A 22,434-nucleotide genomic window follows, 5' to 3' on the forward strand; every position below is an offset into this window, starting at 1 on the left:
ACGCCTATGAGCAGGTTTCTGATCGCCCTCTGCGGGCTGGCGCTGACAGCCGCCCCTGCCGCCATCGCGGACGAGGCCGCGGACATTGCCAAGGTCGAAGCTTCTGCCTGCGCCGGCACCACCGTCGGCCAGCGCCTCCAGGAGGAAATCCAGAGCCACAGCCGGCGCGACCTGGGCTGGCGAGTGTTCGTCGAGGACGACCATCGTGACCTGGAGCGCAGCCTGCGGATCTCCAAGGCGATGGAGGCCCGTTACCGGTGGCGGATCGACGCGGCGGGGAAAATCGAGCCGGTCTCCGACGCCGCCCGGCAGCTCTGCGCTCCGCGCTGAGCCCGGTACAGCGGAGCCGCTCAGCTAGCGCCCGAGGCGGCTGCAGGATGTAGCCGGGTCCAACCCCGCGGCACGGGGTTGCGTTGGAAGAATCCGGCGTCCGCCGGTAAAACACGGCGTGGCGCTTCACTGAATATGCCAACGACATCGCACAAAGGAATGACCCGGTCCTCTTCGCCCACCCGTCCGCGCACCACCACGACCGCCGCTGCTGCACCGCCCCTGGCGATGATGTCATGCGGGCGGAATCCCCGGACCATGCTGCCGTCCTTCAGCATCACTTGGGTCGAAAGCCCTTGGTGGATCAGCCGGATCAACGTGTCTATATGGTTCATGCCCTGAATTTCGTCCTTAGTACCCGAAACCGCCGATTATCTCCCGTCCTCTCCCTCTGAGGAGGTCCGCCGGCATCGATATTACCCTGCTGCCGGTCAGCTCACTGTTTCCGGGATAGCTCATCGCAACCGGCCGTTGCGGCCGTAAAAGCAATTGCCTCGTATTGCCCAGCGCCATAGTATGGTAACCAAGCGTAAACAAGGTGATGCCACTACCTTTCCGTCATTTGCGGACGGGACCCCGGACTTCAGCGTCCAGAGCCGGCCCCGGACTCGATCCGGATGATGACGAGGCGGTCAGTCCCTGCGAGTAGTGGATGCCGCGGTCCCATCCGGCATGACGATCTGACATTCTTTTTTTTACGCTTAGTAATTCCACTTCCCACCAGGGTCGACACAACGGTGAAAGAAATCATGGAAACGCCGGACCGGATTGCCGCCGAAACCCTAAGAGATTACGAACGCAACGCCGAGGCGTTTTTCGAAGGCACGCGCGATCACGACGTCAGCCAGAATATCGCCGCCCTGCTCTCCCATATCCGGACCGAACCGCCATTCACCTTACTGGATTTCGGCTGCGGACCGGGGCGCGACCTGAAGACCTTTGCCGAACTGGGATATCGGGCCATCGGCCTGGACGGCGCCTTCCGTTTCGTCGAGATGGCGAGGGATTACAGCGGCTGTGAAGTCTGGCACCAGGATTTCCTCAAACTCGACCTGCCGGACGGGCATTTCGACGGCATTTTCGCCAACGCGTCCCTGTTCCACGTGCCGAGCCGCGAGCTGCCGAGAGTTCTCCGCGAGCTGCACTCCGCGCTCAAACCCGAGGGCGTGCTGTTCGCCTCGAACCCCAGGGGCCGGAATGAGGAAGGCTGGAACCGCGGACGTTATGGCGTTTATTACGATCTCGAGACCTGGCGCGGCTTCCTCACCTCGGCCGGTTTCCTGGAGCTGGAACACTATTACCGCCCCGCCGGCCTGCCGCGCGACCAGCAGCCCTGGCTGGCCAGCGTGTGGCGCCGCAGCTGAGGTTGATCCCATGAAAGAAGAAGGTTTCCTGGTTTCCGCCTACGGCGTCCGGATACCCGGCATCATCTACGGCACGGCCTGGAAAAAGGACCGCACCGCTGCCCTGGTGGAACAGGCCGTCTCGCTCGGATTCCGCGGCATCGACACCGCCTGCCAACCCAAGCACTACGACGAGCCGGGTGTCGGCACCGGCCTCGCGGCGTGCATGAATGCCGGGCTGGAACGGGCCGACCTCTACCTCCAGAGCAAGTTCACCCCCGTCGACGGCCAGGACCCGGAGCGGATGCCTTATGACCCGAAGGCGACCCTGGCCGAGCAAGTCGCCCGGTCCTTCGAAACCTCGCTGAAGAATCTCCGCACACCTTATCTGGACTGCCTGATCCTGCATTCGCCGTTGTCGGGTGAGCGGGACACGCTGGAAGCATGGCGGGCGATGGAGACGGTCTTCGACGGCGGGGGCGCCAGGCAGCTGGGGATCAGCAACTGCTACCGGCCCGAACTGCTGGAACGCCTGTACCGCCTGAGCCGGGTCAAACCGGCCGTGGTGCAGAACCGCTTCTATGCGGAGACCCGGTACGACCGCGAGGTCCGGGAACTCTGCCGGCACAACCGGATCGTCTATCAGAGCTTCTGGACCCTGACCGCCAATCCGTCGATCCTGGCCCATCCCACGCTGCGGGCTCTGGCGTCGACTCACGGCCGCACACCCGCGCAGATCTTATTCCGCTATCTCACCCAGATCGGTGTCGTCCCTTTGACCGGAACGACATCGGAAACACACATGCGGGAAGACCTGGCGATCTTCGATTTCAAGCTGACGCAGGATCAGTGCGCCGCGGTCTCCAGCCTGCTGAAGACCTGATGTCCCCAGGGGCAGCTATTTCAGGCACTCGATGAAGATCACCGGCGGATGGCCGAGGAAATCCGCCCGGAAATCCCGGCACGGCTCATTCGCCCCCGGCCAGCGGCCGAACGCCTCTGTCGCCCAAGGCGGCCCGGACTCTGCGTGCCGCCGCCTCCGCGGCCTGCACGGCGTTCTTTTCCTGACCCTCGACGAGCTTACCTTCCGATTTCAGGGCACGCCCGTCAACGAAGACGTACTCCACGTTCGCCGGCTGCCCGTTGAGGACGATCTGGCTGGGCCAATCCCAGCGCGGGGCGAAATTTGCGCCTCCCGGGTCGAGGATGATGAGGTCCGCCCGCTTGCCCGGCGTCAGCGAGCCGGTAATCTTGTCGAGCCCAAGCGCTTCCGCGCCTCCCAGCGTCGCCATGCGCAAGACGTCCGCAATGCCTGGATAGCCCGAGGCGCTCTGGAGGCGGGCGCGCTGCAGCCCGACGGCGGCCTTCATGACGGCGAACATGTCCGGACCATCCCCGGTTCCGCCGTCCAGGCCCAGGCCGATCCTGAGCCCCACCCCATGCATTTCGGGCAGGCGCATGATGCCGGAGGCGAGCCGCATGTTACTCAGAGGATTGTGCGCGACCGCGACCCGGTGCCGCGCCAGCAGTTCCACCTCCCGATCCGTCAGGTGAATCGCGTGGTCGGCCAGCATCTGCCCGTCCAGGGCGCCGGACAGCTCCAGCGCCTGAATCTGCCTCTGCTGCGGGTCCTTCGGGCTTTCGCCGAGATGCACGTTGAGCGGCACATGGAGCTCCTCCGCACAACGCACCGCCTCCTTCAATTGACCCAGATTCGCCAGGGTAGGATGCGTTGCGACCTGAAAACCTGCCGCCGGCCGGTGGCCGAGCAGGCCCTTCCGGATGCGCTCCGCCTCGCCGCACCCCTCGCCCCATGGAGGGGCGAGCCAGTAAGCGAAGACGAACCGCAGACCGGAATCGCGCAACGCGCCAAGGTTGCCCTTGACGAAATCCGGATTAAAGGCATGGGACCAGTCCAGAACCGTCGTGACCCCCGTGCCGATGAGCCCCAGGGTGGCGAGCCGTACCGCCGCGTAGGCGTCCGCTTCCGAAAGCCGTATCCGGCCCATGGGATACACGCAAGTCTCCAGCCAGCCATAGAGATCGCGATCGCTGGCACAGCCGCGGATGAGGGACTGCCAGAGGTGATCGTGGGTATCGACGAAACCCGGCATGACGATCTTACCGGCCGCCTCCAGCGTGGCCAGCCCCCCGCCTTCCAGCCCACGCCCCACCGCGGCGATCCTGCCACCTTCCAGCAGCACGTCCCCGCCCTCGACGATCCCGAGAGGCCCCTCGCCCAGGGCCGGATCCACGGTGATCAGGAGGGAAGCATTCCGGATGAGGAGATGGGACGCATCAAGCTCCGCCTCGGTCACGGTCGGGGGCGGCCCAAAAGCGCACCCGAACAGGGCCGTGATCAGACAGAGCAAGATCGACGGCAACGGACTGTTCATGAGCCGTCTCCCACACTGTCGATGAAATGCGGCGGTCATTCCAACGGGCTCAGCCGAAAGTGAGATTCCTGTGCCGTCGAAGACCCGCATATTCCCGGCCCCAGGCGCTGGCTGACCGTGTGACGGCAACCCCCAGGCGGGATATCCGGAATATCCCGCCTGGGGCCCGGATCGGCTAACTCCGGATTTGAGACAGGGCACCACGCCAACGTGGCAGTGATCAGATAACCGGTGGATGGCGCTTCCATACGCCATCGGCCGGCCAGATACATCGACAGAATCAATAAGTTTCCTTCACTATGATGCGACCGCCCCAGCCGCCGGCATCCAGCGTTACGCCATTTGACATACCGGCCGGGGCGCTCCTCGCCCATACGCTGACGGTATGACTTCCCGCGGGAAGCCCTTCGAAGACCGCAAAAATAGAAAGAAACTCTCTCGTGTTTGTGGTCGTGATGGCACCCAGGTTTCCTTGTGTTGGCGGGTTGTCGTCTATTCTCACCTGAAATTGGACCCCATTGGTACCGCTAAAGTTACCCCCAAAAACGAGCGCATTCAGAGTGACTTCGATACGGCTGCCCACGTCCGCTTTGTTGAATGTCAAAAAGTCGTCGATCTTCTGGAACGTAGATGTCGCATCGAGGGAGCGGGTATTGAGCGCGCCGGAAGTAAAATATCGAGAACGGTATGGCCCGGTTCCGATCTGAACCTGGCATGCCCCACCCACGGGAACTATGCCGGGGCCAGTGACTACGAGAAAGAGAGGTCCTGGAGGCGTCGTGAACGGAAGGGTGGTATGCAGGAGAATCGTCTTCGCTGGTGCTGTCCCTCCTTTCACCTTTTGGGTGGTCGGCTTTTCATAAGAAATAGAGGAATCTCCCGCCAACAGGCTGTGAGTAAATACCTGATGGGTGCACGCCTGGTCATCATATAGGTTAAATGTCAGGCTATCGGTCGATTTCGTGGTGGCTTTGAATGCAGGACGATCGAGCAGATAGTCAGCGGCAACATCGGCATTGGCCGCAGATACAAACGAAAGGAACAATGCCATTGCTGCGAGCAATTCAAGAAGGGGCCTTGTAAGTTTCATTTCGCTCTCCTAATGGTCGTTTTCTATTTTGGCCAGCATTATTAAAAAGCGGGGGGGCTGGAAATCGTTATGAAATAACCTTGACTGACGCTCCGACGCATTGGCCCTTAATTGTGGTCGCAATGCAAGCGGCGTCCCATGAATGCGATGCAATCGACCTCAAGCAGTTTGAGCTTACCTTCGACGCCACATTCAGAACGTTAGGCCCGGTTACGAAATAAAGCAAGGGAAGAAATATAGGTTGGCACTCGGCGAACTTCCGGACCACGGGTCTCGACAGCTGAGGATCAGGGGGAGGCTTCACGGCGGGATTATGCGGTACGCCACGGGTTGAGTCCCTCAATGTAGTGTAAATTGCTTGGCAGCGTGGTCGGTCAGGTTGTTCGGGCAGCGATAAACACCAGCCGTCGAAATGGGGGGGGGAACCGGATACCCTCCCCTGAATGACCTCCGGCATAGCAACAGCCGGAAACGCGAGCACACCGCGTGCCCTTCGCCGTAGCGTGAAATAGTCCACACCATGCATGTGCCTCTGCCTGACAATCAAAGTAGACTTTCAGACCGGTCTTTCCCTCCGTCACCCTGACCAAAATCGCCATGAGCGAATACCGATACTACGAATTCGCAGCTGTCGACCGGCCGCTGACGCCCGAACACCAGGGCGATCTCGACGGACGGATCGAAACGATCGATGGCAGACCTCGCTTCGATTTTTCCTGGTCGGGTTTCGACGAGAACGATCCAGTGAGCGGACGCGGATGGCTTCGTGCCAGCGGCGAGCAGGCCGAGGGACGCATCTTCATACATCTGGGCGACGACTCGGAACTGAAAGCCGAGCGCCGGACGTGAGCCCATGAGCGTCAGCCAGCGCCGCATCGTGCCGCTGGGCGACAGCGCCCTGCTGATCGTTTTCGGCGACCGGATCGATCCGGCGCTGAACCGGCGCGCCGTCGCCCTGTCGAAGGCGCTGGCCGGCCTGCCCGGCATCACTGACCGGGTCCCGGCTTATGCCAGCCTGACCTTGCATTACGATCCCGGCGTCTGGAGCCATGACGGACTGGTCGAAGCCGTGACGCCGTACCTCGCGGACGAAGGCGGCGCCGTCCTCGAGGACCGGCATATCCTGCTCCCGGTCTGTTACGGCGGTGAGCACGGGCCGGATCTGGACGAACTGGCCCGCCATTGCGGACTCACCCCGGAGGAGGTGATCGCCCGTCACAGCGGCGGTGAATACCTCGTGTATTTTCTCGGCTTCACGCCCGGATTCGCCTATCTGGGCGGCCTTCATCCTGCCTTGGCGATGCCGCGCCATGGTACGCCACGTGCCAGCGTACCAGCAGGATCGGTCGGGATCGCAGGCGAACAGACCGGTATCTATCCGCAGGCCAGTCCCGGCGGCTGGCGGCTCATCGGCCGCACTCCCCTGCGCCTGTTCGATCCGCTGCGCGAGCCGCCTTGCCTTTTGGCACCGGGCGATCGGCTGCGCTTCGTGCCGATCGGTCCGGACGAATACGAGTCGCACCTGAAGGGGGAAGTCCGGTGATCCGGGTGGAATATCCCGGCCTCCTGAGCACACTGCAGGACCTGGGCCGCCCTGGCTGCCAGCATCTGGGCGTGACACCGGGCGGCGCCATGGACCGCCACTCCGCCGCCATCGCCAATGCGCTGGTGGGTAATCCGGCGACTGCCGCGGTGTTGGAAATGACGCTCCAGGGCCCCAGGCTGCACTTCGAACGCGGCGCATGGGTAGCCCTCACCGGCGCCGATCTCTCTGCGGAAGTGGATGGCAGGCCGCTCCCCGGCTGGCGGCCGGTGTGGCTGCCCGCCGGCTCGCGGCTCGGCTTCGGCCGGCCGCGCCTGGGCTGCCGCGCCTATCTGGCGGTCGCCGGCGGTTTCGAAGCGGAGATCGTGCTGGGCAGCCGCGGCACCGACCTTCGGGCGGGCTTCGGCGGACTCAAGGGACGGCCGCTGGGCAAGGGCGATGTGATCGAGACGGGAGAAAGCAGGCTAGCCCTGCCGGATGAGCCGTCCCGCCCTTACGTACCGGCCTGGTGTGCGGCATGGCACAAGGCGCTGCCGCTGGAATGTCCGGCGCGGCTGCGCCTGATTCCGGGTCCGGACTGGCAAGCGCTGCCTGATGTAGACCGGCGCACCCTCGAGGCGGACGTCTTCCGGGTCGGACAGTCCTCCGACCGGATGGGCCTGCGCCTGGAAGGACCGCTGTTGCACCCGGCCGCCGCCGAACGGCTCTCCACCGGCGTCACCTTCGGCACGCTGCAGCTGCCGCCAGGCGGCCAGCCCATCCTGCTGGGCGTGGACCGCCAGACCACCGGCGGTTATCCAGTGCTGGGCACAGTGGCGAGCGTCGACCATCCGCGGCTCGCGCAGCTGAGGCCGGGAGAGACGGTCCGCTTCGAACCCATCCCGGTGGAACGAGCGCAGACGCTGTACCGCATCCGCGCCCTGCAGCTCCGCCGGCTGCGTACCAGCCTGGGCCTGCGCTGGCCATTGAACAGCCCATCCTCATGAGAACTCGCATGGCACGAACCATCGACCTCAACGCCGACCTCGGCGAAAGCTTCGGCTCCTGGCGCATGGGCCAGGACGAAATCCTGCTGGAACTGGTCACCTCGGCCAACATCGCCTGCGGCTTCCATGCCGGCGATCCGGACGTCATGGCGGACACGGTACGTCTGGCCGTGAGCCGCGGCGTCGCCCTCGGCGCCCACCCGTCGCTGCCGGACCGCCAGGGCTTCGGGCGCCGCCCCATGGCATTGCATCCGGACGAGATCCGTAATCTGGTGCTCTACCAGATCGGCGCGCTGGCCGCTTTCGCCAGGGCTGCCGGCGCGCGGCTGGTCCACGTCAAACCGCACGGCGCACTGTACAGCCAGGCTGCGTCCGATCCGGCCATGGCCGAAGCGGTTGCCGCCGCGGTCCGAGCCTTCGACGCGAACCTCATCCTGGTGGGACCCGCCGGGTCGCATCTCGTCCGGGCCGGAGAAGCAGTGGGCTTGGCGGTCGCGCGTGAAGGCTTCGCCGACCGCCGCTACGAACCGGATGGCACACTGACGCCGCGCAGCCGCCCGGACGCGTTGATTGAGGAACCGGCCGAAGCCGTCGCCCAAGTCCTGAGCATGGTGGAGCGCAGCGAAGTGACCGCCCGCGACGGGACGGTCATTCCGATGCCCGTGGACACCCTCTGCCTGCACGGGGACAGTCCGGACGCCGCGGGCTTCGCCCGACGCCTGCGCATGGAACTGGCGACACGGGGCATCGGCGTGGCGGCGTTGGACGGATGGCTCCCCGACGCAGCCGCCCGGCAGCCGGTGTAAAGCCCCCCAGCGCTTCCGTGGCGACGACACGATCACGGACAACTGTGAACCGACTCGTATCGAGCCGGCAGGAGGGAGCACTCATGAGATGAGCAAGCCAGACGACTTTGAGCGGAACGCAGTCGCCGATGTCCGGACGGAACGACCGCTACAAGCTCACGCTGCGATCGGCGGGCTACCGCCTGGTGTACGAAGTTCGGGATTCCGAACTGCCCGTACTGTTCGTGGCCGTGGGCAAAGGCGAGCGCAACGCCGTCGCGCTGACCGCGGTCAAGCGGTGAATACAGCCGGGTGCGCTTCCACCCCGGCCTTCCACTCCAGCCATTCACTCACGGCGATCAAGGTCCAGAGCGCGCGGGCATGGTCGGCACTGCGGCGGTCGTGCTCGCGCAGCAGCTCCAGGGCCGCGGTGCGGTTGATGCCGATTTCGTCCAGACGCGGACTGGAAATCCGGGCTTCGGCCCAGTCGTGCAAGGGGCCGCGCAGCCAGGCGGCCAGGGGGACGGACAGGCCGCGCTTCTTGCGGTAGACGATGTCTTTGGGCAGATAGCGCAGGGCCAGGCGCTTGAGGAACACCTTGGTTTCCAGTCCTTGCACCCGTTCGCGCTCGGGCAGGGTGGCGGCGAATTCGATCACGTCCTTGTCCAGGAACGGCGCCCGCAGCTCCAGCGCGGAGCGCATGCTGGCGCGGTCGGCCTTGGTCAGCAGCCCCTCGGCCAGCGAGGTCTCCAGGTCGTGCTGCTGCAGCCGGTCGAGCATGGTTTCGCGGGGGCCGGCGACGCGCGGTATCTCGGGCAGCGTCACGCCCAACCTCCGCAGCAATGCGGGCGGAATGCTGGACGTCCACAGGACGTGGCGAGCCAGGAAATCCAGTTCGTCGCCCTGGACGAAGCGCTTGAGCAGGAACGATACGGTCACCTTCTTGTCGCTCACCGGCCAGGCTTCCACCGCCTTGCGGATCAACGCCCGCAGTCCTCTCGGCAGGCGGCTGTAGCGCTCGGCGAGGCGGGCACCGAAATAGGTGGGATAGCCGCCGAACAGCTCATCGGCTCCCTCCCCCACCAACGCCACCCGCACCTCGTCGGAGGCGCGCCGGGCCAGCAGGGCGGTGGGTACCCAGGCCGGATCGGCTAGCGGCTCACCGGACTGACGGACCAGATCGGCGAGGGTCTCGGGAAAATCTTCGGGCCGTACCCAGATCGGCGTGTAGTCGACCCCGAGGGATTGCGCCACGCGCTCGGCAAAAACGCCTTCGTCGTAGGAGATTTCGCTGAAGCGCAGGCCAAAGGCCTTGAGTTTGCGGTCCGGATGGACGCTGCGCATCACCGCCGTGACCAGGGAGGAATCGACCCCGCCGCTCAAGAACGCGCCGAAATCGACCTCGACCTCGCTTTGGCGGCGCACCGCCTCGCGGAACACGGCATCGAATTCGTCCAGCGGATTCTTGCGCGCTGGTCCACGGGTGAAATCCAGGCGCCAGTAGCGGGTGCGCTCGACACCCTGGGTGTCGATGGCGATCCGCTCGCCCGGCAGCACTTTCCGCACACCTTCGAAGGGGCTGGCCGGGGCCTCGAAATAGCCCGCCTTGAGGAAGGCCTGCACGGCGGCTTTGTCGGCCCGGTACGGCTCGGCGCTCCCAGCCACCAGCGCGGCCGCCTGGGAGGCGAAGCTGATTCGGCCATCGCGGCAAACATAGAACAGCGGGCGCTCGCCGACCCGGTCACGGGCCAGCAGCAGCCGGCCGCTGCGGGGGTCCCAGACAGCGAGGGCAAAGGCGCCGACCAGCCGCTCGACGAAGCCGTCGCCCAGTTCCAGGTACAGTCCAGGGATCACCGCGACGTCAGTGGCATGTTCGACGGGCCTGCCGCGCTGCGCCAGCCAAGTCCGCAGTTCGGCGTGGTTGTCGATCTCGCCGTTGCAGACCATCATCACGCCGGTCTCGGCATCGACCATCGGCTGTTTGCCGTCGTGACAGCCGCGGATCGCCAGGCGGGCCATACCGAACACCGCCGAACCATCGCCAGCCACGCCGGAGTCGTCGGGACCGCGATGAGCCAGCGCCTTGACCATGGCTTCCACGCTGCGCCGCAGCGCGCTCGTGTCGGCCGCGCCTTCCAGTTGCACCACTCCGCTGATCCCGCACATGTCAAAGCCCTTCCTTCCGGGAAGGCGCCAGCAGTGCCCCCCAATAGCCGAACCCCAGCTCGATCTGGCTGGCGCCGTACTTTTCCGCGATGGTATCGAGCTGTTCCACGTCGTCACCCCGGGCCATCACGAATACCGGATGGTCGCGGCCGGCCAGCCAGGCGTCCCGCTGCGCCAGCGGCACCACCTGCTCCGGCCATGGCTCACCGCGATGGAGGCTGAACAGCACGTAGTTGCTGGTGAACTCCCGCCCGTCGTCGCTGATGACGGTGATCAGCCGTTTGAGGTAGAACGGCAGGCCGTTGGGCAGGCAGTCCAGGCAGGCGATTTCCACCTCGGCGGGAAGCTGTGGCATGTGCGCCGCCAGCCTACGGCCCGAGCGGCGGTCGGCATAGTCCGCGAGCAGATCGAAATTCAGTGTGATCAGTAGCGCCGGAAAGCTGAAAAAGGCGGCGAATGCCACTTTGAAATTGCGCCGCCGCCAGGCGAACGCGGCCAGCGCGGTCACCACGCCCAGCGAGACGACCATCGCCAGCAAACCCGGCTGGAGAAACTCCGCCGTCTTACGCCCGAGCCCCAGCACCCGCTCCAGCCACAGGGCATCGGATGCGGCGGTGGCGAGGACGACGGCTGCCGGCGCGGCGAGAGCGAACAGGGCGACGGTGCCGCGCTGCACGATGGCGGCGGCCCGCCCCGCCCCGTTGGCCCAGGCGAGGGCGAAAACACGGGCGGCGAGCACGCCGAGCGCGACGATGGCGGTCAGGATGTAACCCGGCAGCTTGGATTGCGATACGGAGAAGAATGCGACCACCACGATGGCCCAAACGATGAACAGCCGGTCCGGTGGAGACCAGCGCCGCCGGGCCCGCCAGGCCGCCACGATCGACTCCGGCAGCAAGAGGCTCCAAGCGAAGAAGCAGCTCGCGATGATGACGGCGTAGAAATAGAACGGCTGGGTGCGGCGGAATTCGGTGGTGGTGAATCGCGACACCGACTCCTTCATGATGCCGTAATAAGGGAAATCCGGGCATTGCAGCGACACCCCGACGAACCAGGGCAGCACCACCGCCAGGAAGATCAGCCAGTTCGGCCCGGCGAAGCAGCGCCGCAAAGCCCCTTCGCGCCCCTCGAGCTTGTTGAATGCCGCGACGACGAGGCTGGGCACGATGAAACCGACCGGCCCCTTCACCAAGGTCGCGAATCCCGCCGCCAGGGCGCCGACCCGATACCAGCGTTCCCGCTGCCTGCCCTCGTATTCTTCCGCCAGATAGCAGGCGATGATGGCGGAGCACACGAAGAATGCCAGCGTCATGTCGAAGATGACGATGCGGGCGAAGGCCCAGTACAAGGGCGTCGCCGCCACCACCAGGACCGCCAGGCTGGCCGTGCGCGTATCGTAGACCCGGCGGCAGAACAGGAACAGCACCGTCAGCAGCGACAGCGCGAACAGCGCCGAAGACAGGCGTGCCACCGCCTCGGATTCTCCGAACAGCGCGAACGACAGGGCCACCGTCTTGAAATAGAAGGCCGGCTTGTCCAGGTAGGTCAGGCCATCATAGGTCGGCACCAGCCAGGCGCCGCTCTCGCGCATCTCCCGGGCGACCTCGGCATTGCGCCCTTCGTCCGGGCTCAGCAGTGGCGCATCGCCCAAATGCACGAACAACAGGAATGCGGCGAAAAGAAAGGCGAACGCCGGCAGCCAGCGCTCCAGGCTATACGCCGGGGCGCCGGCGGTCGTGACAGGGATGGACATACGTTGGAATGCTTGCTCTATCGCGGATGGAAAACGGAGGGGCCCGCCGGATCAGTCCTGGAAGACGAACCGGCCGGGACATCGGAGCACTGAGGACACACTCCGGCGACAACGGAGGAAAGTCCTTCAGGATTTGGGCCCGGAGCTCGCGGCATCATGCTTCGCCGGGCAAGGCCATTGGTCCGTGCCGAACCGGAACAGCACTTCGATGGCCGGTTCCCTGTCGTGCCCCGGATGCGACTTGAGCCAGGCGAGGAACAGGCCAACGACTGCTTCGCGGGACGGCTCCGGCTTGGGCAGACAGACGAAGTGTTCGGCATCGGGCCCTTGGCGTTCGGCCAGGTAATAGTCGTAGGCACCCTGCAGGTAGCCGTAGCAGAACTGGAGAGCGGCGACGTAGGCCGGATCGGCGGGCTGCGTCGCGCACAGATCCGCCAGGTCCTTTGCGCCGCGGATGACGAAATCGTCCACCGTCACCGCCCCAGCCGGAGTTCCGCAAATATTCGCCGCCACTATGGCCCCTGCCGCAATCGCCTTGATGTTCATGTTGTTCCGCCCCTTCGAACCGTAAGGATGCAACCCGCCCCGGAGCTTCCGGAAAGCGCATTTTCCGGTGACATTCTAGCCGCTACCGCCGCAGAAAAAAGCTTCGCCACGGAAGTCCAATCCCTCCATGTCGGTCAAAACGATATGATAACCTCAGTTTATCCCCGGACTGTCGGGATTCCACGCCTTCAGGAGAAAACATGAACATTCGAGGAACACTGCTCGGCGCCATCCTGGCGACGACCGCCGCCTGCGCCGACCTGGACATCAAGGTCCATACCGACTACGACCCGGCCGCGGATTTTTCGAAATACCATACCTATTCCTGGATCAAGACGCCGCGGACCGGCAACCCCCTGATAGAAGAAAGAATAGTCCAGGCGGTGGATGCCCAGCTCTCGGCCAAAGGCTGGCGCAAGGTGGCGGCGGGGCCCAGCGATGTGGCGCTGGGGGTCCAGGTGACGTCCCAGGAACAGGAACGGGTGGATACGTTCTACAGCGGTTGGGGAGGCTACGGCCACATGGGTATGGCGCAGTCGGAAGTGATCAAATACACCGTCGGCACGATCATCGTGGACATGTTCGATAGCCGGACCAAACAGCCGATCTGGCGCGGCACCGCGACGGACACCATCTCCGACGATCCGCAGAAGAACACCGCGCTGATGCAGGAGGCCATGGACAAACTGTTCCAAGGGTTCCCGCCGAAACCGGCGGGATCCTGATGGCTGCCCGCGGTCAACCTCAAAATATAGAGTCCGTTCCGGCGGAGCCCGGGGTGCCGGTTCCGCCCTACGCTTAACTCAAGTCCCATAGAAGCGGAGACCGACAGACGATCCGCCAATCAATCTTTCCGCATGAGACATGGAGCCCGTTTTCTCCCGCCTGCTCGAAACCGCCAATTCCATCATCCTTGGCAAGGAACAGCCCATCCGCCTGTGCATCTGCTGTCTGCTGGCGCGCGGCCACCTGCTGATCGAGGACGTGCCCGGCGTCGGCAAGACCACGCTGGCCCGCACTCTGGCGGCGCTGCTCGGCCTGAAATACCAGCGCATCCAGTTCACCAGCGACCTGCTGCCGGCCGACGTGCTGGGCTCTTCGATCTACGACGCCGCCACCCACAGCTTCCGTTTCCATCCCGGCCCGGTGTTCAACTCCATGGTGCTGGCGGACGAGATCAACCGCTCCACGCCCAGGGCGCAAAGCGCGCTGCTGGAGGCCATGGAGGAGCGGCAGGTCACCGTGGAAGGCGAGACCCGCCCGCTGCCCGAGCCGTTCTTCGTAATCGCCACCCAGAACCCGAATACCCAGATCGGGACCTTCCCTTTGCCGGAATCCCAGCTCGACCGCTTCCTGATGCGGATCGAGCTGGGCTATCCCGACCCGCGGGCCGAACGCGAGCTGCTGATGGGGGAAGAACGCCATGCCCTGCTGCCGCAACTGCCGGTCTGCCTGCCGGCGGAGGAACTGCTGGCGCTGCAGAAGCGGGTGCGTGGTATCCACGTCTCTTCGGCCTTGTTGGACTACGTGCAGGCACTGCTCCATTTCAGCCGGGAGTCCCCGCTCTACCACAGCGGGCTGTCGCCTCGGGCGGGGCTGGCGCTGCTCCACGCCGCCAAGGCCTGGGCGCTGATGGAGGGACGAACGGCGGTGCTACCCGAGGACGTCCAAACCGTCCTGACGCCCATAGCCGGCCACCGGCTGAAGCTCGCATCGGGCGGAGGCGGTGTGGCCGAAACCGTCGCGCCGCTGCTGCGGGATGTCGCCATCCCTTGAAGAGGATCGCAGTGATTTCAGTGCCGACCGAGTGGAAGGAGCGCCTCGACCTCCGCCGATTCTTCCGGGGCGAGAAGGCCGTGGACGGGCCGATCCCCCTCACCCACCGCCGCGTGTTCATCCTGCCCAACCGGCGCGGATTCGGACTGGCGTTGCTGCTGGCCATCCAGTTCCTGGCCGCGATCCATTACAGCAACAACCTCGCTTTCATCCTGACCTTCCTGCTGGCCGGCATCGCCATGCAGTCCACGCTGTATGCGTTCCGCAATCTGGCGGGGCTGAGCGTGCGCCGCGGCAAGGCACCACCGGTGTTCGCCGGGGAGCCGGCGCGCTTCGAACTGCATCTGGACAACCCTTCGCGCATTCACCGGCTCGGCCTCGGCGCGCGACTGGCCGGCACAGCGACGACGATCCGCTTCGACGTCGCACCGCAATCGACGGCCACCCTGATTCTCCATGCCGAAGCCGAAAAGCGCGGCTGGCTGCCACTGCCCACGGTGACTTTCGATACGTCATTTCCACTTGGGCTGTTCCGCGCCTGGTCGCCGGTCAACCTGCGCCAGCGGGCGCTGGTCTATCCCCGTCCGGCTCCCCCCGGCATCGAGCCGCCTGCGAGTCCCCCGCTGGGCCACGGTGCGCGCCCCAACCCCGGCGAGGAGGAGGATTTTTATGGCTTTACGGGCTACCGGCCGGGCGATCCGCTGAAGCGCATCCACTGGAAGGGCGTGGCCAAGGGCCAGGGTGTACACGTCAAACAGTATGCCGGCGGCGAAGCGGCGGAGCTAGTCCTGGACTGGCAGTACACGCCCGGGGCCGACATTGAGGCCCGGTTGTCCCGTCTGTGCCGCTGGGTGTTGGACGCCGATGCGGCAGGTACGCGCTACAGCCTGCGTCTGCCCGGCGTGGTGATCGGGAAAGGTCGGGGGGAAGCCCATCGGGCCCGTTGTCTGGAAGCGCTGGCGCTGTTCGGCAAATGAGCCGCCCGCCACTGTCAGCCGACCTCCTCCGGCGCAACCTGCCGTTGCTGTGCGCCGCCCTGGCGCTGGGGGTGACGCCGCATGCGGCCGACCTGCCGCCCGCTATCCCCGGTTTCGTCTGGCTGGCCTGCGGCTGGCGGCTAGCGGCGCTGTACCGGAAAGCGCCAATGCCTTCCCGGATCAGCCTGTTCCTGCTGACCGTGGCCGGGGCGGGGCTGGTGTATCTGCACTTCCACAAGTTCTACGGGCGGGAGGGCGGCACCGCCCTGTTCCTGGTCGGGCTGGGCCTCAAGCTGCTCGAAATGCGCAGCCTGCGCGACCTGTACCTGGTGGTCTACCTGGCACTGTTCGTCGCCGTCACCGAATACCTGTTCTCCCAGAGCATCGCCATCGCCGTTCACACCTTGGCCGTGGTCTCGCTGCTGATGAGCTGCCTGATCGGCTTGAACGGCGGCGAGAACCTCGGCCTCGCCGGCCGGCTGCGATTGGGCGCTAAGCTGGTGATGCAGGCCATCCCCGTGATGGTGGTGCTGTTCCTGTTCTTGCCCCGCATCGCCGGCCCGTTGTGGAAGCTGCCGGAAGACGAACCCGGCGGTGCGACCGGACTGAGCGATTCCATGGAGCCCGGCGCGATCAGCCGGCTCGGCCTGTCGCGGGAAACCGTCTTCCGTGTCGACTTCGAAGGCGCCCTGCCGCCACCGCAGGAGCGCTACTGGCGTGGCCCGGTGTTCTGGCAATACGACGGCCGCCGCTGGACCGCCGGTTACGACGAACCGCGTCCGGCCCGGCAGCCGCCGCGGCTGTCCGGCGACCGCTACCGCTACGCCCTCACCCTGGAGCCGCAACGGCGGCGCTGGGTGTTTCCGCTGGAGACGGCGGAAACCCTGCCGGCCGGACTGACGCGCGCCGAGGACGGCTTCCTCCTCGCCGCGGAACCGGTCCGCGAACGCCGACGTTACGTGCTGTCGTCGCGCCCGGCGGCGGCCTTCGACCCATTGAGCGAGGGTGAACGGCGGCGCGCCCTGCAGATTCCCGGCATGCCCGACCCGCGGGTGCGGGAACTGGTGGAAAGCTGGCTGCTGGAGAATCCATCCGCCGACGCCGTCGCGCAGCGGGCCTTGCGCCATTTCCGGGACGAACCGTTCATCTATTCCCTGCGGCCGCCGGCCATCGAGGGCGACCCGGTCGCCGGCTTCCTGTTCGACACCCGGCGCGGCTTCTGCGAACACTATGCCGGGGCCTTCGTCTACCTGATGCGCGTCGCCGGTGTCCCTGCGCGAGTGGTCACTGGCTACCAGGGCGGACACTGGAACCCAGTGGGACGTTTCCTGGAAGTCACTCAGGCCGACGCCCACGCCTGGGCGGAAATCTGGATCGACGACAACGGCTGGACACGAATCGATCCCACCGCCGCGGTCGCACCGGAGCGTATCGAGCGCGAGTTGGAATTCGCGGCCGGCGCCGACGGCGCGGTGGTGTTCGCCGGCCCGGTGGCGCAGGCCTGGGGAGACCGGCTGTCCAGTCTGCACGGCCTGGTGCGCGAGGCCGGACTGCTGTGGGATGCGGTCGACCACGCCTGGGTGCGGTGGGTGCTGGCCTACGGGCCGGAGAACCAGGGCCGGCTTTTGGAGCGCTTAGGGGTCATCGACTGGGGCCGGCTGATCTTTGGGCTGACCGGCCTGCTCGGGCTCCTCGCCCTGACCTCCTTCGCCCTGTTGTGGCCGCGCAGCCGGCCCATCGCCGATCCAGCCCTGCGACTCTATCGGCGGGCCACCCGAAAACTCGAACGCCAGGGACTCGTCCGCGCGCCCGCCGAAGGCATGCGCGATTTCGCGACCCGTGTCGCCCGCACCCGGCCCGATCTGGCCGAATCCTTCGGCCGGTTCACGGCGCTGTTTCTGGCCATCCGCTACGGCGGCACAATTCAACCAGCCGCGCTCGAACGCCTGAAGGCGCTGGCGCGGGAAATCCCGTCACGTCAGCGCGGCGGCCACCAGCACCGCGGCCTCGGCAATCTCGATGGCGGCCCCGAGGGTGTCGCCGGTGCAGCCACCGAGGCGCCGCAGCATCATGGCCCGCAGCAGCCAGGCGGCCGTCGCGGCCCCGACTAGCGGCCAGGGCCCGAGTGCCACCAGCGTCGTCGCCGCCGCGAACAGCACGGCGACGACGGCCAGCCACCGCGGCAGATGCTCCGCCAGAGGGCTGCCCAGCCCGCCTTTGCGCACATAGGGGGTGGTGATGAGCAGCGCCGGAACCAGCCCGCGCGCAGCCAGCGGGGCGATGAGCAACGGCAGCCCGCCGGAAAGCTCGGCGACGGCACCGAATTTCACTAAAAGCAGCAGTACGACGGTGGCGACGGCGATCGGTCCGGAGCGGGGATCCTTCATGATCGTCAGGCTACGCTCCGCATCGCCGTGGCCGCCCACCCAGGCGTCGGCGCTGTCGGCGAGGCCGTCGATGTGCAGCCCGCCGGTGACGAGTACCCAGACCAGCAACACCAAGGCCGAGGCCAGGGCAGGACCGGCATCCTGCAACAGTAGCCGGGCGGCCAGCAGGACCGCGCCGATCAAAAGGCCTACGGCGGGATAGCACACGACCGAAAGGCCCAGGGCGCGCGGGGAGAATTCCACGGCGCGCGGCACCGGCAGACGGGTCAGGAACTGCACCGCCAGCCAGAAAGGCGAGAGCTTCAAAACCGGCCTCCGTGGAACACCAGCCGCGGCGGAGCCTCGCCGTCGCGGACGATGCGGCTCAGACAGGCATGGGGAACGTCGATCCCGAACAGCCGACTCGCCGGGAACTCCAGCACGCGGCGCAGGATGGCGCGGAGAGTGCCGGCGTGGGTCACCACCAGCCAGTGCCGCTCGCCGGGCAGGCCCAGCAATTCCTCCCAGGCTGCGGCCACGCGACGTTCGAAGTCCGGATAATGCTCGCCGCCCGGCGCGGGATTGCGGTCAGGCCGGCGCTGAAAATCCAGCAACTGCTGGCCGTGACGGTCGTACAATTCCGACCACGGCCGCCCTTCCCATTCACCGAAGCCCAGTTCGCTGAAGCGTTCGTCGACCCAGGGCTCCAGGCCGAGGAGTCCGGCCAGTTCGCCGGCGAATTCGGCGCAGCGCCGGAGTGGCGATGTGGCGATGCCGGTCCAGGGCAGCCGCTCCGGCAGCATCACCCGCAACTGCGACCAGCCCCGGGCATTGAGGGGGACGTCGCATCCCCGGCCCAAGCACAGGCCGCCATCGACCTCCCCGTGCCGCAGCAGATCGACGGTGACACGGCTCATCCGCCCGACACCCCCGCCTCGGCGAAAGTCGCCATCTCGTTATGCAAGGCACAGGCCGCCCGCAACAGGGGCACGACCACCGCCGCCCCACTACCTTCGCCCAGCCGCATGCCCAGATCGATCAACGGTTCCGCGCCCAGCGCCTCCAGCACCAAGCGATGGCCCGGCTCGGCCGAGCGGTGGGCATAGAGGAACCACTCCGCGCAGACCGGGTGCATGCGGACCGCCAGCAAGGCTGCGACCGTGGTGATGAAACCGTCCACCAGCACCGGAAGGGAGGCTGCGGCAGCGGCGAGATAGGCACCGGTCAGCGCGGCGATCTCGAATCCCCCCAGGTGGCGGAGGATTTCCGCAGGATCGCGCAGTGCTTCCCCGTGCACCCGCAGGGCCGTTTCGATCACCTCGCATTTGTGGCGGATGCCGGCGCCGTCGAGCCCGGTGCCGGGGCCGGCCAGCCGTTCCGGGCCGACGCCGAGCAGAGCGCAGGCCAAAGCCGCGGCGGAGGTGGTGTTGGCGATTCCCATTTCGCCGCCAATGAAAAGCAGCGCGCCGTAGCGCTTTGCGCGCGAAACCGCTTCCGCGCCGGCCGCCAGCGCCCGGTCGCGCTGAGCTTCCGACATCGCGGGCTGGCGGGTGAAATTGGCTGTGCCATTGCCGGCGCGGGCGTCGACGAGGCCGGGGCTTGCGAGCGGCCCGGCCACGCCGGCGTCGACGACCTCCAGCACCGCGCCGATCTGCCGCGCCAGGACGCTGATGGCGGCGCCTCCTGCCGTGAACACACGGCACATCTCCCGCGTGACCGATTGAGGAAACGCGGAAACGCCTTCCTCGGCGACCCCATGGTCGCCGGCGAACACGCTGATCCAGATCCGCTCCAGCGACGGCCGCCCGCTCCCCTGCATGGCGGCCAGGCGCGCGGCCAGATTTTCCAGCCGGCCCAGCGATCCCGGCGGTTTGGTGAGTTCGGTCTGGCGCCGCAATGCCTGGCGAAAAATGTCGCCGCTGGGCGAAACGATGTCCGGGAGTTTCCAGCTCATGGCGCCCCCTTCAACACCTGGGGCAGACCGGCCGCGACCCATACCACCCGGTCACAGAGCGAGGCGAGATCCTGATGCAGCCAGCCGGCCTCGTCGACGAAACGGCGCGCCAGCGGATTGACGGGCACGATGCCCTGGCCGACTTCATTGCTCACGAGGCAGACCGGACCCGACAGAGCCGGCAGCACCCGCAGCAGCGCCTGCCTTTCCCGCCGGAACACCTCCTCGCCTTCGGCCAGCAGATTGCTCAGCCAGAGGGTCAGGCAGTCCACCAGCACGAACCGGCCGGGGCCGGCGTTCTCCTCCAAGCTGGCGGCCAACGCCAGCGGCTCTTCCACGGTCAGCCAGGACTTAGGGCGCCTCGCCCGGTGGCCGCCGATGCGCGCCGCCATTTCGGCATCGCCCGCCGCGGCGGTCGCGACATACACGACCTCCAGCCCCGACAGCCCGGCGCGCTGCTCGGCGTGGCGGCTCTTCCCCGAGCGCGCGCCTCCTAGGATCAATTCCTTCATGCGTTCGTTCTTTCCCGATCACGGCGGCCCACACCCGCCGCATGACCCATTGTAAGCGCTCCGCACACTGGCGGACGATGCTCAGATGGACCGGGAATTTTCGAACCAGCGCGCGAAATCGTCCGCAGCAAGCGGCTCCGACAGCTGGTAGCCCTGGTATTCACCGCAACCGCAGCGTTTGATGCACTCCAATTCCTCCGGGGTTTCCACGCCTTCGGCGATCACTTCCAGCCCCAGGCTCGTGCCCAGCGCGACGATCGCCTTGACGATGAGTTCATTGGCAGGGATCCGGTCAATTCCGCTGACGAAGGAACGGTCGATCTTGAGACGGTCGAGCGGAAAGGTCCTGAGATAGCTCAGGCTCGAATAGCCGGTGCCGAAATCGTCGATGGCGAGGCGGATGCCGGAATCGCGCAGCTCCCGCAGGATACCGACCGAGTTTTCCGCATCCGCCATCACCGTGCTCTCGGTCAGCTCCAGTTCCAAGTGGTCTGGGCGGATGCCGGTCTTTTGCACGATGGCCCGGACCTGGTCGCAAAAACTCCGGTTCCTGAACTGCAAGGGCGAGATGTTGACGGCCATGCGCAAAGGCGGTAACCCCTGGGAAAGCCAGCGGACCTGCTGGGCACAGGCCGTCTCGAGTGACCACAGGCCAAGGGGCAGAATCAGGCCGGTTTCCTCCGCCACCGGGATGAATTTCAACGGCGGTACGACACCCAGCGTCGGGTTGATCCAGCGCAGCAACGTCTCGGCCCCGACGAGACGGTCGTCCGCCGTCGCCATCTGGGGCTGGAAATAACAGTGGAACTCACCCTTTTCCAGCGCCGCATTCAGATAGGATTCGAGCGTGACGCGCTCGACCACCGTCGAGTTCATTTCCTCCGTGAACAGTGCGAGCTGGTTACGCCCTTCGCGCTTGGCATGGTACATGGCCGCGTCGGCCTTGCGCATCAGTCCTTCGACCGTCGTATCGTGTTCAGGGAACAGGACGACGCCAATGCTGGCCGACGCCGTGATCTCATGATCCTGGATCAAGAACGGCCGTTCCAGGCTCTGCACCAGCTTGGCTGCCACTGCCAGCGCTTCGTCCGGCCCCTGCACCGGTTCCAGCAGCACCGTGAATTCATCGCCGCCGAGGCGCGCCACGGTATCCACTTTGCGCACGCAGGCGGCGAAACGGCCGGCTACCCCTTGCAGCAACTGGTCTCCCGCCGCATGCCCGAGGGTGTCGTTGATCAGCTTGAAACGGTCGAGGTCGATGAACAGCAGGGCGATCCGGTAACCGCCGCGCTGCCCACGCAAACAGGCGCGCTTGAGCCGGTCGTTCAGCAGCAGGCGGTTGGGCAGGCCGGTGAGCGGGTCGTAATGCGCCAGATAATACAGATGGTTCTGCTTACGGTTGGCAACCTCCTCGAACAGGTCGTGCCCGCTGCCGATGCCCAGATACAGACCGCCCTCGGTCACGATGAAACCGCTGACCATGTGCCGCATACCGGCGTCGATGATGATCCGGGAGAGATCGTCGATGCTGGAATCGGCATCGACGATGATCGGCCTGGGGTCCATGAACGCGGCTATGGAGTGCTTGTGGTAGAGGTCCCGGCTGTACGGGTGGAGGAACTGTTCCACCAGGGAATAACGGTCGATCAGACCCACCGGCCGCATCGCGTCGTCGACCACCGCGGCGGCGGTCAGGGTGGGTTCGTGCAGAAACCGGTCGAGGATGGCGATGCAGGGGGAATCACGATGATAAGGCGGGAAGCGCCGGGCCAGCACCCGCACCCGCGCATCGGGGGGGAAAGGGATATCGAGATCGGGATGGAGCTGGCTTTCTCCTGATTCGCTGGTAACGGCGTCCGACATGGCGGGGCGCTCCCTGCTTCGATTCACTCGGGAGACCCAACATAACGA

General features: G+C 65.9%; 22 protein-coding genes and 1 pseudogene. 12 read left to right on the plus strand and 11 right to left on the minus strand.

The annotated features are described in order from the left end of the window. Positions 1-6 precede the first annotated feature (6 nt). Positions 7-330 (plus strand): hypothetical protein, encoded by a 324-nt coding sequence (locus N4J17_RS01650; RefSeq protein WP_198324043.1) that lies wholly within the window; start codon positions 7-9, stop codon positions 328-330. A gap of 20 nt (positions 331-350) precedes the next feature. Here N4J17_RS01650 and N4J17_RS01655 read toward each other — a convergent pair whose 3' ends face one another. Next, positions 351-665 (minus strand): hypothetical protein, encoded by a 315-nt coding sequence (locus N4J17_RS01655; RefSeq protein ID WP_198324042.1) that lies wholly within the window; start codon positions 663-665, stop codon positions 351-353. A 414-nt stretch (positions 666-1,079) separates the two neighbouring features. On the opposite strand from N4J17_RS01655, the gene N4J17_RS01660 reads away from it, so the two are divergent. After that, entirely contained in the window at positions 1,080-1,694 is a 615-nt protein-coding gene (locus N4J17_RS01660; RefSeq protein ID WP_232470708.1) for a class I SAM-dependent methyltransferase, read from the plus strand. A 10-nt stretch (positions 1,695-1,704) separates the two neighbouring features. Continuing rightward, the gene (locus tag N4J17_RS01665) at positions 1,705-2,556 is read left to right on the plus strand and encodes an aldo/keto reductase family protein (protein ID WP_198324040.1); all 852 of its coding nucleotides are present in this window, start codon (positions 1,705-1,707) and stop codon (positions 2,554-2,556) included. Positions 2,557-2,641: 85 nt separating this feature from the next. Here N4J17_RS01665 and N4J17_RS01670 read toward each other — a convergent pair whose 3' ends face one another. Both N4J17_RS01670 and N4J17_RS01675 read right to left on the minus strand, forming a co-directional pair. Beyond that, the gene (locus tag N4J17_RS01670; protein WP_198324039.1) at positions 2,642-4,069 is read right to left on the minus strand and encodes an amidohydrolase family protein; all 1,428 of its coding nucleotides are present in this window, start codon (positions 4,067-4,069) and stop codon (positions 2,642-2,644) included. A 280-nt stretch (positions 4,070-4,349) separates the two neighbouring features. After that, positions 4,350-5,159: a hypothetical protein gene (locus N4J17_RS01675; RefSeq protein ID WP_198324038.1), complete on the minus strand. Its 810-nt coding sequence runs from the start codon at positions 5,157-5,159 to the stop codon at positions 4,350-4,352. A gap of 597 nt (positions 5,160-5,756) precedes the next feature. Between N4J17_RS01675 and N4J17_RS01680 the strand changes: the two genes are divergently transcribed. The 5 genes from N4J17_RS01680 to N4J17_RS01700 all read left to right on the plus strand — a co-directional run bounded on the left by N4J17_RS01680 (position 5,757) and on the right by N4J17_RS01700 (position 8,775). Beyond that, positions 5,757-6,008 carry a hypothetical protein gene (locus tag N4J17_RS01680; RefSeq protein ID WP_198324037.1) on the plus strand — a complete coding sequence of 84 codons (252 nt, stop codon included), beginning with the start codon at positions 5,757-5,759 and terminating at the stop codon, positions 6,006-6,008. 4 nt (positions 6,009-6,012) lie between these two features. Next, a complete protein-coding gene (pxpB, locus tag N4J17_RS01685) occupies positions 6,013-6,702 on the plus strand; it encodes a 5-oxoprolinase subunit PxpB (protein ID WP_198324036.1) in 690 nt (229 codons plus the stop codon). Then, on the plus strand, positions 6,699-7,688 hold the full coding sequence (locus tag N4J17_RS01690; RefSeq protein WP_198324035.1) for a biotin-dependent carboxyltransferase family protein: 990 nt from the start codon (positions 6,699-6,701) through the stop codon (positions 7,686-7,688). The genes pxpB and N4J17_RS01690 overlap by 4 nt, the downstream gene beginning before the upstream one ends. 8 nt (positions 7,689-7,696) lie before the next feature. After that, positions 7,697-8,494, plus strand: coding sequence for a 5-oxoprolinase subunit PxpA (locus tag N4J17_RS01695; RefSeq protein ID WP_198324034.1), 798 nt, complete (start codon positions 7,697-7,699; stop codon positions 8,492-8,494). A 128-nt stretch (positions 8,495-8,622) separates the two neighbouring features. Continuing rightward, complete coding sequence (locus tag N4J17_RS01700) at positions 8,623-8,775, plus strand: type II toxin-antitoxin system RelE family toxin (protein WP_198324033.1); 153 nt, start codon at positions 8,623-8,625, stop codon at positions 8,773-8,775. Here the strand turns inward: N4J17_RS01700 and asnB are convergent. The 3 genes from asnB to N4J17_RS01715 all read right to left on the minus strand — a co-directional run bounded on the left by asnB (position 8,765) and on the right by N4J17_RS01715 (position 12,938). Beyond that, complete coding sequence (gene asnB, locus N4J17_RS01705; protein WP_198324032.1) at positions 8,765-10,639, minus strand: asparagine synthase (glutamine-hydrolyzing); 1,875 nt, start codon at positions 10,637-10,639, stop codon at positions 8,765-8,767. The genes N4J17_RS01700 and asnB overlap by 11 nt on opposite strands. A gap of 1 nt (position 10,640) precedes the next feature. Further along, positions 10,641-12,392, minus strand: coding sequence for an ArnT family glycosyltransferase (locus N4J17_RS01710; protein ID WP_198324031.1), 1,752 nt, complete (start codon positions 12,390-12,392; stop codon positions 10,641-10,643). 126 nt (positions 12,393-12,518) lie between these two features. Beyond that, positions 12,519-12,938, minus strand: coding sequence for a Rap1a/Tai family immunity protein (locus N4J17_RS01715; RefSeq protein ID WP_198324030.1), 420 nt, complete (start codon positions 12,936-12,938; stop codon positions 12,519-12,521). 200 nt (positions 12,939-13,138) lie between these two features. Here N4J17_RS01715 and N4J17_RS01720 point away from each other — a divergent pair, with 200 nt between their 5' ends. The 4 genes from N4J17_RS01720 (at position 13,139) to N4J17_RS01735 (ending at position 17,802) form a co-directional block, all read left to right on the plus strand. Then, positions 13,139-13,663 (plus strand): DUF4136 domain-containing protein, encoded by a 525-nt coding sequence (locus tag N4J17_RS01720; RefSeq protein ID WP_198324029.1) that lies wholly within the window; start codon positions 13,139-13,141, stop codon positions 13,661-13,663. A 139-nt stretch (positions 13,664-13,802) separates the two neighbouring features. Continuing rightward, entirely contained in the window at positions 13,803-14,714 is a 912-nt protein-coding gene (locus N4J17_RS01725) for an AAA family ATPase (protein ID WP_198324028.1), read from the plus strand. A gap of 11 nt (positions 14,715-14,725) precedes the next feature. Further along, positions 14,726-15,691, plus strand: a complete 966-nt coding sequence (locus tag N4J17_RS01730; protein WP_198324048.1) for a DUF58 domain-containing protein — start codon at positions 14,726-14,728, stop codon at positions 15,689-15,691. Continuing rightward, on the plus strand, positions 15,688-17,802 hold the full coding sequence (locus N4J17_RS01735) for a transglutaminase TgpA family protein (protein WP_232470707.1): 2,115 nt from the start codon (positions 15,688-15,690) through the stop codon (positions 17,800-17,802). Before N4J17_RS01730 ends, N4J17_RS01735 begins: the two co-directional genes overlap by 4 nt. Here N4J17_RS01735 and N4J17_RS01740 read toward each other — a convergent pair. From N4J17_RS01740 to N4J17_RS01760, 5 genes and pseudogenes are all read right to left on the minus strand, one after another. Further along, a pseudogene (locus tag N4J17_RS01740) lies at positions 17,731-18,357 on the minus strand (adenosylcobinamide-GDP ribazoletransferase); the annotation flags it as partial. The gene N4J17_RS01735 and the pseudogene N4J17_RS01740 overlap by 72 nt on opposite strands. A 23-nt stretch (positions 18,358-18,380) precedes the next feature. Further along, positions 18,381-18,974, minus strand: coding sequence for an alpha-ribazole phosphatase family protein (gene cobC / locus N4J17_RS01745; protein ID WP_198324027.1), 594 nt, complete (start codon positions 18,972-18,974; stop codon positions 18,381-18,383). Beyond that, positions 18,971-20,011, minus strand: coding sequence for a nicotinate-nucleotide--dimethylbenzimidazole phosphoribosyltransferase (gene cobT / locus N4J17_RS01750; RefSeq protein WP_198324026.1), 1,041 nt, complete (start codon positions 20,009-20,011; stop codon positions 18,971-18,973). Before cobT ends, cobC begins: the two co-directional genes overlap by 4 nt. Then, a complete protein-coding gene (gene cobU, locus N4J17_RS01755) occupies positions 20,008-20,523 on the minus strand; it encodes a bifunctional adenosylcobinamide kinase/adenosylcobinamide-phosphate guanylyltransferase (RefSeq protein ID WP_198324025.1) in 516 nt (171 codons plus the stop codon). The genes cobT and cobU overlap by 4 nt, the downstream gene beginning before the upstream one ends. Positions 20,524-20,604: 81 nt before the next feature. Further along, positions 20,605-22,386, minus strand: a complete 1,782-nt coding sequence (locus tag N4J17_RS01760; RefSeq protein WP_198324024.1) for a putative bifunctional diguanylate cyclase/phosphodiesterase — start codon at positions 22,384-22,386, stop codon at positions 20,605-20,607. Between the last annotated feature and the right edge of the window lie 48 nt (positions 22,387-22,434).

The organism is Methylococcus capsulatus (genome assembly GCF_036864975.1).
In the GTDB taxonomy this organism is placed as follows: Bacteria; Pseudomonadota; Gammaproteobacteria; order Methylococcales; family Methylococcaceae; genus Methylococcus.